The following is a 14186-nucleotide window of genomic DNA, read 5'->3' as shown; positions in this document are numbered from 1 at the left end:
GAATATTATAGGGATGCTTGTAAGGCTAACCCGAATTATTTAGAGGAGTATTGTGGGTCTATTTTATCTTTTCTGGAGAACTGGCCGGCTATTCCGGAACTGTTTCAGTTTCTGAGTGAGAGCTTTAATCGTGTTTTTGGTCATGATCGGGTGGAGCATATGACGTCTGTGGATGATAAAATGATTCCTGTACGTGCATCTGCTATACGGTTAACGATGGGGGAAAGGGTTTTTTATGAGGAGGTCCATTCTTATCTCAAATTCTTTGAACAAACCCTCAGAGTGCATTATGATGATAATCCATTAAGTAGTTGTTTGGTTATTGATGTAAATTAGTAAATCAAGCTTCTGTTGATTTTGATGCTTGAAATTATTCTGTTTATAATAAGTAGAGAGGGATGGTAAAAAATTATAGCAAAGGCATTAATTGTTCCAGTGCCATCCCTCTTGATCCTTTCAATAAAACCAGGCTGTTTTTTACCGGATTCGCTTGTAAAAATTCACGGGCTTCCTGGGGTGTCGTAAAGAACTGTCCTTTGTATTTGTCTTTATAAGCATAGAAATCTTTCCCTATAAAGACTAAGGTGTTTAATCCCGCTTGTTCTGCTTTTGCGGCAATCAGGTCATGTTGTTCAAGCGATTCTGGCCCGAGTTCAAACATATCACCTATTATGGCCACCTTGTTTTCTGCAGACAGACCTTTTATATTGGTCAGGGCAGCAGACATACTGCTTGGATTGGCATTGTAAAAATCGCAGATAACGGTGTTGGATTCTGTTTTGGTGAGTTGTGAGCGGTTGTTGCTTGGGAAATAATTGGCCAGGCCATTATTGATTGCTGTTGCATCAAGTTCAAAAAACTGTCCTATGCAAATGGCTGCTAGTATATTTTCGAAATTGTAGGCGCCAGTGAGGTTTGCTTTTACATTTTGCTGTTGTGCAGGGGTATTTTGTCCCACCCAGCTGATCTCAATGAAAGGATCTGCTTTAATTAGAGTACCAGAAACCGAGTTGTTGGTTTCTGTGCCGGCTGTGGTGCCGTAGTAAACTATTTTATTCAGGCCTGCTGTGTCGCTCATCTCCATTAAATATGAATTGTTGTGGTTGATGAAGGCATAGCCATCGTGTTGTTTCAGATAGGCGTACAGTTCTGCCTTTCCTTTTTTAACACCTTCGAAACCACCAAATCCATCCAGATGCGCCATGCCTACATTGGTGATCATGCCATGGGTAGGCTGGGACAGTGTGCATAAGAACTCAATTTCTTTCTGGTGGTTGGCACCCATTTCTATAACGGCAATTTCTATTTCGTCATGGATAGAGAGCAGAGATAGCGGAACACCTATATGGTTATTTAAATTGCCTTTGGTGGCAAAGGTTTTGTATTTCTGGCTGAGTACGGCATTGATCAATTCTTTGGTTGTGGTTTTTCCGTTACTGCCGGTTAGGCCGATGACTGGTATGTTCAATTGCTGGCGGTGGTGTTTGGACAACTCCTGCAAGGTGGTCAGAACATCTTCTACTAAAATACATTGTGCATTGAGCTGGTAGCTCGGATTGTCTATGATGGCATAGGCGGCACCTTGTTCCAGGGCTTGTTGAGCAAAGGTATTGGCGTCAAAGTGTTCTCCCTTTAAGGCAAAAAACAGGCAGCCCCTGGTGATGTTCCTGGTGTCGGTAGAAATGGTTCTGTGTGTTAAATAGTGCTGATAAAGAGATTCGATGTTTGACATGCGGGTTAAAAAGAATTGAATGTATAGGTAAAATTACACTATGGATCACAAACAAAAAATTATCTTTAGTATTTTGGAGTATATTTATTCTTATGAAGTATCTTTTTCTCTCTCTTTTACTGGCTGGCACAATGGTTTCAGTTCAGGCGCAAACCAAATCGCCCGATGATTATTTAGGCTATAAACTGGGCAGTCATTTTACACCGCATCAAAAGGTGGTGGATTATTTTAAGTATGTGGCTTCCGTGCATAAGAATATAAAGTTGATCTCTTATGGCAAGTCAAATGAGGGAAAAGAGCTGCTCGTGGCCGTGGTTTCTTCTGAAAATAACATGGGCAGGCTGGAGGAAATCCGGAAAAATAACCTGCTGATGAGTAAGGCCGGCAAAAGGAATTTTGAACTGGCAAAACAGCCTGTGGTGCTTTGGCTGAGTTATAATGTGCACGGCAATGAAGCCAGTTCTACGGAAACTTCTATGAAGACCTTATATACTTTGGCCGAAGGTACCGCGCCAAATGTAAAGCAATGGTTGAGCAATACAGTGGTTGTTATAGATCCTTGTTTGAATCCGGATGGCCGTGACAGGTATGTGAATTTTTTTAATTCGGTGGTGGGAAGTGTTCCTAATGCTGATCCGGAAGCAAGGGAACATATGGAGCCCTGGCCAAGAGGGCGTTCAAATCATTATTATTTTGATTTGAACCGGGATTGGGCCTGGCAGACACAAGTAGAGACGCAGCAGCGTTTGGCCTTGTACCAGGATTGGATGCCGGAAGTGCATGTAGATTTTCATGAACAGAGCTATAATGAACCTTATTATTTTGCGCCGGCAGCAGAACCAGTTCATCAGGACATCAATTCCTGGCAAAGGGAGTTCCAGGTCATTGCTGGAAAAAACAATGCAAAGTATTTTGATCAAAACGGCTGGCAGTATTTTACCAAAGAACGTTTTGATTTGTTATATCCTTCTTATGGGGATACCTATCCTTTATATAATGGAGCGATTGGAATGACCTATGAACAGGGGGGCATTAATGCTGGTTTGGCTGTGCTGACTGTAGATAAGGATACCTTAACCCTGAAAGATAGGATAGCACACCATTTTACCACGAGTATGGCGACTTTGGAGTCGGTTTCTACACATAAAGAAAGGTTGTTAACAGAATTTGCTGCTTATTTTGAGCGTTCGGTTGCTTCGCCTCCGGGAAATTATCAGACTTATGTGGTGAAAGCGGATAACCTGCCAAGATTAAAGAAGTTGGCCGGCTTACTGGCTAAAAATCAGATTGAGTTTTCTTTTGGGGGAACGCAGCAGTTGAGTGGTTTTAATTTTGAAACCCGTAAAGCAGGGAATTTTAAGCTGGAGCGAAATGATCTGGTGTTGAATTTGCATCAGCCAAAGGCGGTACTGGCGAGTGTATTGTTTGAACCTTCTACAGTGGTGACGGATTCTAATACCTATGATATTACGGCCTGGGCATTGCCTTATGCTTACGGTTTAACTGCATATGCACTGAAAGAGCCGATAAAAGGGAGTTATGCAGATCTGGCTGAAGCGACGGTTGCCAGAAAAGTAGTAAGAGATCCTTATGCCTGGGCTTTTTCCTGGAATTCTATGGAAGATGCGCAGGTGTTGATGGCTTTACAGCGATCTGGGATTAAGGTGCGGGTGGCTGAGGAGGCATTTACTTCGGAGGGCCAGAGCTATAAGCCGGGAACTTTATTGGTATACAGGAGAGAAAATGAGAAAATTTTCCCTCAGGCGGGTGCCAGAATAGAAGCAATTGCCGATCAGTTTGGGGTTCAACTGAGGTATGTAATGAGTGGTTTTGTAGATAAGGGAAGGGATTTTGGGTCTTCGGCGTATACGTTGTTGACGGTACCTAAGGTGGGGATTGTTTCGGGACCGGAAACGGCATCCCTTGCTGTTGGTGAGGTCTGGGCCTTTTTTGATCAGGAGTTAAAGTATCCGGTATCGATGATTGGTGTGCAAAATCTTGGTGATCTGGATCTGAACAAGATCAATGTATTGGTGCTTCCGGATGGTAATTATCCGAAAGATTTACATGAAAAACTGGACGATTGGGTAGATAATGGAGGTAAACTGATTTTGATGGAGGGGGCAATTGCTGCTTTTGCGGATAAAAAACCTTTTGAGATTAAAAAGAAGGAAGACGTGGTGAAAGTGGATAAGAAGAAACTGCATACTTATAAGGATAGAGAAAAGGATGATTTTGATGATGCGATTCCTGGTGCTATATATAAAGTTAACCTGGATAAGGCACATCCGATGAGCTGGGGACTGGATCATTACTATATGTTAATGACTGAGGATAAAATTTATGAGCCGTTAACAGAAGGCTGGAATGTGGGAATGTTAAAACCTGGCGGATATGTGGCCGGTTTAGCGGGCAAGAATGTGCAACGGAAATTGGAGAACGGTCTTCTGCTGGGCGTGCAGCCAATAGGTAAAGGTAGTGTAGTGTACCTGGGGAGTGATGTTTTGTTTAGATTATTTTGGGAAAGCGGGAAGCAGTTATTTACAAATGCTGTTTTTTTAATGAATTAGAAATTAAGTTGTTGTAATATTTTTTTATTCGAAATATTATTCCGTAAATTTAGGTGGGGCGATATTAATATGCAAGCATAATTTTAGCGCCTCAAATATTATTCACCTAAATTTATTTACTTATGAAAAAACTTATACTGAGTTTGTTCGTATTTCTGTTTGTAGCAGTAGCTGCTATGGGACAGAATAGAACCATCACCGGCAGTGTAAAAGGGGATGATGGCCTCCCTTTACCCGGCGTCACCGTGAAAATTAAAGGTGCGCCGGGAGGTGCGGTAACCGGATCGGATGGTAAATACCAGGTCCAGGTTCCATCCGGGGCAACGGCTCTTGAATTTTCTTACCTGGGTTTTCTTACACAAACATTGCCAATAGGGTCACAGTCAGTGATCAATGCAACTTTAGTTTCGGATTCTAAAAGTCTGTCTGAGGTTGTGGTAACGGCACTGGGTATTAAGAGAGAAACAAGGGCTCTTGGTTACTCTGCACAAAGTGTTAAAGGGGATGACCTGACCAAAGCGGATCAGGGTGATGTGCTGAAATCTCTTTCTGGTAAGATTGCTGGTGTACAGGTAACCTCTTCATCTGGCACACCTGGATCTTCAAGTTATATCCAACTGAGAGGATCCAATTCATTAACAGGAAATAACCAGCCCTTATTTGTGATTGATGGTAGTCCAATTGATAATTCACAGAACTATTCGGGAGATCCATCAGACGCCAAGAATAATCTCTTGCAAGGGGCATCTAATTCTAACAGGGGTGCAGATATTGACCCAAGTGATATTGAAAGCATTACCGTTTTAAAAGGTCCGGCTGCAGCCGCAATTTATGGGATTGACGCGGCAAATGGAGCCATCGTAATTACGACTAAAAGAGGAAAAGCGGGTAAGGTGCAAGTAGATTTTAATACAGGTGTTTCTTTTGATAAAGTGAATCGCCTGCCGAAACTGCAAAACCAGTGGGTTAAAGGATCTGGAGGAGTGATTGCTCCTTTTTCTTCCACTAATCGTTACTCGTGGGGAGCGAAAGCAGATACGCTTTCCTGGAATGGAATTCCTAATGAATATGATCAGCATGGGGATATTGTAGGCAGGAGTAGTGCATCAGCAAAAATTCCTTTTGTGCCGTATGATAATATAAACAACTTTTTTAGAACCGGAGCCACTTTTAACAATTCAGTTGCAGTAAGTGGGGGTAATGATATTGCAACCTATAGAGCTTCTGTGAGCAACTCATATGCTAATTCTATTGTCCCATTGCAGAATTTTCAGAGAACCTCGGTTACTTTTGCCGGTGATTTGAAACTTTCCGAGAAATTAAAGATTTCGACAACGATGACATATATCACCAGCAATGGGAATATGCCACAACAGGGAAGCAATCTATCTGGTATTATGTTGGGTTTAACCAGAACCCCAATCTCTTTTGACAACTCCAACGGTGCAACGGATGCAAGTGATCCTAAGGCTTACCTATTTAGCGACGGATTACAAAGATCTTACAGGAATGGAATTTATGATAATCCGTACTGGACAATAAATAAAAATCCGTATTCAACGCTTTTAAATAGGCTTATGGGTAATTTGCAGCTGGATTATACGATTGGAGATGGATTTAGTGCAACTTATCGGGCGGGTTTGGATACATACAATGACAATCGCCATCAATATTATGAAATACAATCCGGTGCTTATTCTGGTGGTAGAATATTCGATGATCGCTATACTTATAGAAGCATAAATCAGGATTTGATCTTCAGTTATACTAAGGTAATTAACGACAGCTGGCGTTTTGATGGAAAAGTTGGGGGTAACCTTTACAATAGAAAAATGGATGAACTATATGTTCAGGGGGATGGACTGATTGCGCCAGGATTCGATAATATTTATAATGCGAGTACCTTGAAATCGGCAAACTTTGTTACACCTTACAGAAAAGGAGGGATTTATTACGATTTGAATTTATCCTACAATAATATGTTGTTCCTGGAAACTACAGGCCGAAATGACTGGACTTCATCGTTACCAAAAGGAAAAAATTCCTTCTTTTATCCATCAGCAAATTTGAGCTTTGTGTTTAGCGAACTGGATGGTGTAAAAGGAGGGGTTCTTAGCATGGGTAAATTAAGGGCATCAATTGCGCAAGTGGGTAAAGATCCAGGGCCTTTCCTGTTAAATTCTTATTATGTACCTACTACATTTCCTGATGGTTATACCAGTGGTATTTCCTTTCCTTCAAATGGTTATGGTTCGTTTGGTTTGAATAATGTACTGGGTAATCCGGATTTGAAACCAGAAAAAACAACGGCATACGAGTTGGGAACCCAATTGCAGTTCTTCGGTAATCGCTTAGGTTTGGATGTTACAGGGTATTATAGCAAAGGTAAGGATTTGATTGTTCAGGCACCGGTGCCGGGATCTTCTGGCTATCAATACGTGACGCTGAATTCTGGTTCGATAAGAAATAAAGGTTTGGAGATACAAGTTAATGGTACTCCGATTAAAAATACGGATTTTGAATGGAATTCTTTTCTGAATTTTAGCATGAATAGAAGTAAGGTGCTGTCTTTAGCGCCAGGAGTAAACCAAATTACATTGAATGGGTTTACGGGTACTGTTATTGCTCAGTTACCCAATATGCCTGCTGGTATCATTTATGGCTATGGATATACCAGAGATAATAGCGGTAACATAGTGATAGATGATCGGGACAATGTTGGATATCCTATAACCAATACAAATGTCCAGAAGGAGATAGGAAATCCCAATCCTAAATTTTTAATGGGCTTTGGGAATACGTTTACCTATAAAGGATTGTCTTTATATACTTTGATTGACTGGAAATTTAAAGGAGATCTTTGGAATGGTACCCGTGGCTCATTAGCTGCGATTGGTACATCAGATCTGACCAACAATAGAAATACAAATACCGTATTTCCTGGTGTATCTGGTCACTTGAATGCAAATGGGGATTTGGTTCACTTTGATTCGAGTGGGAATGAAGTGGCAGGTGCTGGTTCTGCGAACTCAAAAAGCGTTCCTTTGAATGAAGCATGGTATTTGGGTGACGGAGGTGGATTTGGTAATTTAAATGAGGCTTTTATAGAGGATGCATCTTATATAAAGTTAAGGGAAGTTTCTCTCTCTTATAATTTTGGAAAACTTTTAACAAAGAGAAAGGATAATCCTTTTGTTAAGGGGCTGACCGCTGGGGTATTTGCAAGAAATATTATCATTTGGACACCTTACCATGGAATAGATCCTGAAACGAGTTTAACTGGGGCAACCAGCTCACAAGGAATGGACTATTTTAATAACCCAGGGACCTCAAGCTATGGTCTAAACCTGAAATTCAAGTTCTAATCTATCTTAAAAATAAAGAATATGAAATTTTTGAATATACATAGAATAACAAGAGTTGGGTTGATCTTGCTTATCGGAACGGTAAGTTTGATGACCTCTTGTAAAAAAGGATATTTTTATAATGGGATCAATGACGATCCCTCTCAATTAAAGAACCCGGTCCCGTCTAGTCTTTTGCCGGGTATTATTGCATCTACAGGCTATGAATGGGGAGGAGATGCATCCAGATTTGTCTCTATTTTTATGCAGCAGACAACAGGTGATGCGAATCAGTCCTTCTCCGCAAACCGTTATGCTGTATCGGCAGATGACGTAGACAATATGTGGACTACCGGCTTATATGGTGGTGGTATTATGAACAATACTTATGCAATGATTAATGTTGCGAATAGTTTAAAGCAAGGCCATTATGCTGCCGTTGCAAAGATCATGATGGCCAATAACCTTGGCCTGACAACCGATCTTTGGGGAGATGTTCCGTATAGCCAGGCTTTTCAGGGGCTTGCCAATTTGCAACCAAAGTATGATACGCAGCAGCAAGTTTATACTGCAATCGATCAGCTGCTTAGTGACGCCATTACAAGTTTGGGAACTTCTGATGGAAGTGCTTTTCAACCAGGCGCTGAGGATTTTTTGTTTAAGGGAGATTTAACAAAATGGCTGAGGTTTGCACATTCTTTAAGGGCAAAATTCTATTTACACCTGGCTAAAAGAGATGCCTCTTATTATGATAAAGCCTTAGCTGAAGTTGCAAGTGGCTTTCAGCCAGGTGAGGGCGCTTTAGTGCCTTTTGCCGGTACGAGTTTGCCTACACAAAACCCTTGGTTTCAGTTTAATGATCAGCGTGGTGATATTGTTTTTACTGGATTTATTTATGATTTAATGACTGCAGCGGCAGATCCGAGGCTGGATGTCTACAGTGATGGAGATGGTGGATTAGGTACTTTATACGGAAGTCCATCTTCATCTGTTGTACTGTTGTCATATGATGAGCTTAAATTTATTGAAGCAGAATGTAATTTTCAAAAGGCATCTCCTAATAAAGCAGCAGCGGCAACAGCTTATAATGCGGCTGTTACAGCTAATTTGCAGAGAACTATAAGTAGTACAGCATATGCGGCAACGGTAAGCAAGACTGCCGGTACTATTGCATTAGCGGATATTATGACGCAGAAATACATTGCTTTGTTTTTAAGTCCGGAAGTTTGGACCGATTGGAGAAGAACTGGAATACCAGCATTGGTTGCACCAGCAGGAAGTGCCTTGGGTGGAGCATTGCCGAGAAGTTTGCCTTATCCTTCTGGCGAACAAAGGAACAATTCCAATTCGCCTAAAAACACCAGTTTGACAAAACGGGTGTGGTGGGATGTGCAGTAAGTAGTACGATGAATATTGAAAATGTTTTATTTCATTAAATTGTAAGTTAATGAGAAAAGGCGTCCAAGAATATTGGGCGCCTTTTTTGATTTGTTATTTTACAATAAACAAGGATTGAGTAACAAATTTATTGTTAACAGGCTAAATAGGTAGTGACTATTGAAATAAATTGGTATTTGTGAATTACAATTTGGTAACTTTAAATATTATTATACATAACCTAAATTTTTATTTATGAAAAAACTTATACTAAGTTTGTTCTTGTTCCTGTTCATTGCAGTAGCTGCAATGGCTCAAGACAGAACAATAACTGGTACTGTGAAAGGAAAAGACGATGGTCTTCCTTTGCCAGGGGTCTCCGTGAGAATAAAGGGGACACAAGGAGGTACTTTAACCGGTACAAACGGAGAATATTCTGTAAAAGTACCCGCAGGATCAACCACAATTGAATTCTCTTCAATTGGATATCTTCCTCAAAATGTGACAATCGGTGCTGGAAGTGTGATTAATGTAGCTTTAATAACAGATTCAAAGACGCTTGGTGAAGTTGTTGTTACTGCAAATGCGATTACAAGAGAGAAGAGGACTTTAGGCTATTCTGCTCCGGTTGTGAAAAATGATGAATTAACCCAGGGAGGAAGCCCTAGTGTTTTGAATGCACTGGCGGGTAAAGTAGCAGGGGTTAACATTACTTCTACTTCAGGTACACCTGGTAGTTCTTCAAGAGTTGTGCTTCGTGGCGGATCTTCTATTGCTGGTTCTAATCAGGCTCTGATCGTAATTGACGGTGTTCCAATAGATAACTCCAGTATTATTGGGGGAGATGCGCTGTCTTCTACAGATTTCGGAAACAGAGGTAATGATATTTCGCCGGATGATATTGAGTCTGTTACGGTGTTAAAGGGACCAGCGGCAGCCGCACTTTACGGATCCCGTGCTTCCAATGGTGCATTGATTTATACTACAAAAAGTGGTAAAAAGAACTCGGATAAAATGGCCATCACGTTTAATACCTCTAATACTTTTTCTTCTATCTTAAAACTGCCTGATTTTCAAAATCAATACGGACAGGGTTATTATGAGGATATTGCCGATGATGGAACAGTTACTTATTTTAACGATCCTAGAGAGAATGGTAGCTGGGGTGGTCCTTTTACGGGGGTCGTACAACCTTGGGGACAGAAAATTGATGGTGTTCAGTTAACAAAACCTTACTCGGCAGTTAAGAATAATATTAAGGATTTCTTCACTACGGGATTTGCGACAGACAATAACCTTAGCTTCTCTGGTGGAGGTGAAAAATCTACTTTTTACTTAGGATTAAATGCTTTAAATTCCAACGGGATTTTTCCTGGAAATAAGGATGTCTATAATAAATATGGCGTAAGATTTAATGGTACAACTGAACTGAGCAAAAAATTTACTGCTGGTATCAGTTTCAACTACTCTAAAATAAATGCAAATCAAGTTGGGACAGGACAGGGAGATCTTTCCATCTATAATAACTTATTGCAGACGCCAAGGGATATTCCTGTTACTCAGTTAAAAGACTTGAGCAATAAATATTATGGGTATGGTTATACTGATGTAAATGGTGTGGCACATCCAGACCTATATGGTTATTACGGTGCATACACTCAAAACCCATATTGGATTTTGGCAAATTCAGACAATTTTGACGATGTTAGTCGTGTAACGGGAAATTTTAACCTGGAATACAAGCCATTAAGCTGGTTAAGTGTAAAAGAGAGGGTTGGTATTGATACCTACTCTGACAGAAGGAGATTATTACAACCAAAATACAATTATAAACCTGCTGATGAGGCAGGAAACTATGATCCTGTAGATAATGCTCGTACTAGTAATGGATCTTATGAAATTGATCAGTATAATGTAACAGAATTTACTCATGATTTGATGGTTACGGCGACCCATAAATTTAACGATGATTTCCAGGGATCATTAATGTTGGGAAATAATATTCGTCAAAGACAAACCAATTCCAATGAAACAGCAACGAATTCATCTGGAGGTTTGGTCGTTCCAGGATGGTATAATTTGGGGAATAGTAATGGACCGCTCAATAACATTACGGATCTTCTTAGCAAGAAAAGGTTGTTTGGCCTGTATGCTGACCTGAACTTGTCTTATAAAAATTATTTATTTCTGGAGGCAACCGCAAGAAATGACTGGTCTTCAACTTTGCCAACTCAAAACAATTCATTCTTCTATCCAAGTGTAAGTGGGTCTTTTGTCTTTTCTGAATTGTTAAAAGAATCTTCTGTCGCTGATATCCTAAGCTATGGTAAATTGAGAGCAAGCTGGGCCCAGGTAGGTAATGATACAGATCCCTATCTTCTGATTGACACATATTTAAGAGGTAATATTTTGGCTAGCTTTGGAAGTACAACCCTGCCTTTTGGTAATGTTGCTGGTTTAATGGCAAGTAGTACTATTGCAAATGCTAATTTAAAGCCTGAAAAAACAAGTTCATTTGAAGTTGGTACAGAGTTGGGCTTCTTACAGGGACGAGCCTCGGTTGATTTTAGCTATTATAAAAATAGTTCTAAAGATCAGATTTTACCTGTTCCTATTCCTGGATCAACAGGATATAATTTCGCATATATCAATGCTGGAGAAATTCAAAACAAGGGGGTTGAGTTAAGTTTAAGAGGAAGCGTTGTTAAAACAACAGATGTAACGTGGGAATTATTTGGAACCTATACGAAGAATAATAGTAAGGTAATTTCATTATTGCCTGGAGTTGATCAGGTTTCAGTAGGTGGATACTCCGGGATGTCAATTGTTGCGGCTGTTGGCAGACCTTATGGAGAATTTTATGGGGTGACTAATCAGACTGATGATCAGGGAAGAACGATTGTTAGTGCTACGAGTGGTCGTCCTCTGGCAACTGCTGAAGCACAGTATCTGGGTAGTTATAATCCTAAATATCAAGCTTCATGGGGGACAAACATTCGCTACAAACAACTTAATTTTAACATCCTTTTTGATACCAAACAAGGAGGGAAATTCTACTCCAGAACAAAAGATATTACTGGATTTGTGGGAACTTCGCTGGAGACAGGAGGAGATAGAATCGGGGTGATTTTCCCGAATTCTGTTTATCGTAATAGCCAGGGAGTTTTGGTGCCAAATACATCTGTTACTTATAATAAACAGGATTTGTATGCTGGTGTTGGAGTGAACGATGGAGTGAATGTAATTGATGCTTCTTATGTAAAAGTACGTTCAGCTGCTCTTTCCTATACTTTTACAAAAGATCAGTTAAGACGCAGTCCCTTTGGTGCATTAACAGTAGGTATCTATGGTAACAACCTGTTTATCTGGACAGCGAAAGAAAATAAGTTTGCTGATCCTGAGATTAATTCTTCTGGTGCTGGAAATGCACAAGGATTCGATTTTACTGCGCAGCCTTCTGTACGTAATTATGGCATCAACCTAAAAGTTTCATTCTAAAAAAATAACTCTATCATCATGAGAACAAAAGATATTATTAACCCTAAGAAATTGCTAATATTAGCTCTTGTCTTTGCTGTGGGATTCAGTAGTTGCAAGAAATTCTTAGACATCAATCAAAATCCAAATAACCCGGAGAGTACTACGCCTGATCTGCTTTTGCCTACTGTAGAGCTTGCTGTTGGTCAGATTGTTGGTAATTCTTTCCAGATTAATGGAAATTTTTATGCGCAATATTGGACACAAAATCCGAATGCACCTCAGTATAAGATTATTGACCAATACGGTCAGAAAGGAACCAATTTTGATGTTTCATGGCGGGGAATTTACAGAAGTATCCTGGGAAATGCGCAATTGATCATTAACAATAAAACTCCTAATACGGAACAAACTAAGGGCATGGCGTATATTTTGAAAGCTTATGGTTTTCAATTGGCAACGGATGGTTTCGGAGATGTTCCATTAAGTCAGGCTTTGCAGGGAGTAGAGTTTAGAAGTCCAAAGTATGAGGCCCAATCTTTGGTATATGATAGTATCTTTAACTATATTGATAAAGGACTCGCATTGCTGAAGACGACAACTTCGAATAACCCGGGAAATCAGGACGTAATCTTTCAAGGTGATTTAGACAAATGGGCTGCTTTTGGTAATACATTGAAACTTAGAGCCTATTTAAGAATCTCTTATAAAGATCAGGCTAGGGCTAAGGCCGGAATTATGGCTATTTATGCCGGTAATCCTACGTTTTTGAATCAGGATGCTTCTATTCAATACAGTAGCGTTGGGGGAAATGAGAATCCGCTTTATAACGAGATGGTGGCACTCAATAAAACGCCGAATCTAGTAGCGAGTTCATCAGCTGTTGACGCATTTAAAGCAAGTAATGATCAAAGACAGTTTAAATATTATGATTCACTAAAAAACAATTCTCATATTATTACTTCGATCCCACAAGGGAGTTATCTTGCTAACTTAAATAAAACAGTTTCACAGCCAAGCGTGACGGTTGGAGCAAATCCAAATAATCCGGCTTCTGCTGTGGTACCTGTGAAGTTGATGTCTTTATCGGAGAGTAAATTCCTTCAGGCAGAGGCTGCTGCAAGAAGTCTGGGTGGAACAGGGGATGTAACTACTCTGTTTAAAGCGGGTATTGAGGCAAGTTTTGTGGCTGTAGGATTACAGGTTTCTGATGCTGTAAGTTATTATAATCAGGCGACGATTCCTTATGGATTGACAGCATTAACTGCTGCTGCAACGCCGGAAGCTAAAACCCAGATTATTATTACGCAAAAGTATTTTGCTATGTGTGGTTTTCAGGGGTTTGAGGCCTGGACTGAATACAGAAGAACCGGATATCCAAATTTTCTTGTTCCTTCTAAAGCTTCTCTTTTGGGTGGAACGCTTATGCCGCAAAGATTTGTATATGCAGATAGCGAAGCAACAACTAATCAAAACTATCCTGGAACGGTGGCTGTAACCGTTCCTGTTTGGTGGCAGACCACTAAGTAAGAAGATCTTAGTAAGAGTATTTTATGGGGTTGTCATAGGCAACCCCATTTTTTTTTGCAAAAAAATATCAAAGAGGATTTTTTAAAAACAAAAAAATTTAATTCAATCACTATTGATATTAGCCGCATTAACAAATCTGTTGAGACGGCTTTTTAT

7 protein-coding genes are annotated in these 14186 nt (G+C 40.1%); 6 read left to right on the top strand and 1 reads right to left on the bottom strand.

The window, feature by feature from the left end; genetic code table 11:
• Positions 1-336 (top strand): hypothetical protein (locus DBR11_RS29475; RefSeq protein ID WP_158275201.1); only part of this gene is annotated, 336 nt, incomplete at its 5' end.
• A 73-nt stretch (positions 337-409) separates the two neighbouring features.
• On the opposite strand, the gene murF is transcribed toward DBR11_RS29475, so the two are convergent.
• Complete coding sequence (gene murF / locus DBR11_RS03800) at positions 410-1732, bottom strand: UDP-N-acetylmuramoyl-tripeptide--D-alanyl-D-alanine ligase (protein ID WP_108550289.1); 1323 nt, start codon at positions 1730-1732, stop codon at positions 410-412.
• Positions 1733-1824: 92 nt separating this feature from the next.
• Here murF and DBR11_RS03795 point away from each other — a divergent pair, with 92 nt between their 5' ends.
• From DBR11_RS03795 to DBR11_RS03775, 5 genes are all read left to right on the top strand, one after another.
• Positions 1825-4302, top strand: a complete 2478-nt coding sequence (locus DBR11_RS03795; RefSeq protein ID WP_233260634.1) for a M14 family metallopeptidase — start codon at positions 1825-1827, stop codon at positions 4300-4302.
• A gap of 122 nt (positions 4303-4424) precedes the next feature.
• Complete coding sequence (locus tag DBR11_RS03790; protein ID WP_108550288.1) at positions 4425-7667, top strand: SusC/RagA family TonB-linked outer membrane protein; 3243 nt, start codon at positions 4425-4427, stop codon at positions 7665-7667.
• Positions 7668-7688: 21 nt separating this feature from the next.
• Positions 7689-9044 carry a SusD/RagB family nutrient-binding outer membrane lipoprotein gene (locus DBR11_RS03785; RefSeq protein ID WP_108550287.1) on the top strand — a complete coding sequence of 452 codons (1356 nt, stop codon included), beginning with the start codon at positions 7689-7691 and terminating at the stop codon, positions 9042-9044.
• A 234-nt stretch (positions 9045-9278) separates the two neighbouring features.
• Positions 9279-12521, top strand: coding sequence for a SusC/RagA family TonB-linked outer membrane protein (locus DBR11_RS03780; RefSeq protein ID WP_108550286.1), 3243 nt, complete (start codon positions 9279-9281; stop codon positions 12519-12521).
• A gap of 18 nt (positions 12522-12539) precedes the next feature.
• Positions 12540-14030, top strand: a complete 1491-nt coding sequence (locus tag DBR11_RS03775; RefSeq protein ID WP_108550285.1) for a SusD/RagB family nutrient-binding outer membrane lipoprotein — start codon at positions 12540-12542, stop codon at positions 14028-14030.
• Positions 14031-14186 lie beyond the last annotated feature (156 nt).

The sequence above is a fragment of the Pedobacter sp. HMWF019 genome (assembly GCF_003061025.1).
Taxonomy (GTDB): domain Bacteria; phylum Bacteroidota; class Bacteroidia; order Sphingobacteriales; family Sphingobacteriaceae; genus Pedobacter.
This window is presented reverse-complemented; position numbering and strand designations above follow the sequence as displayed.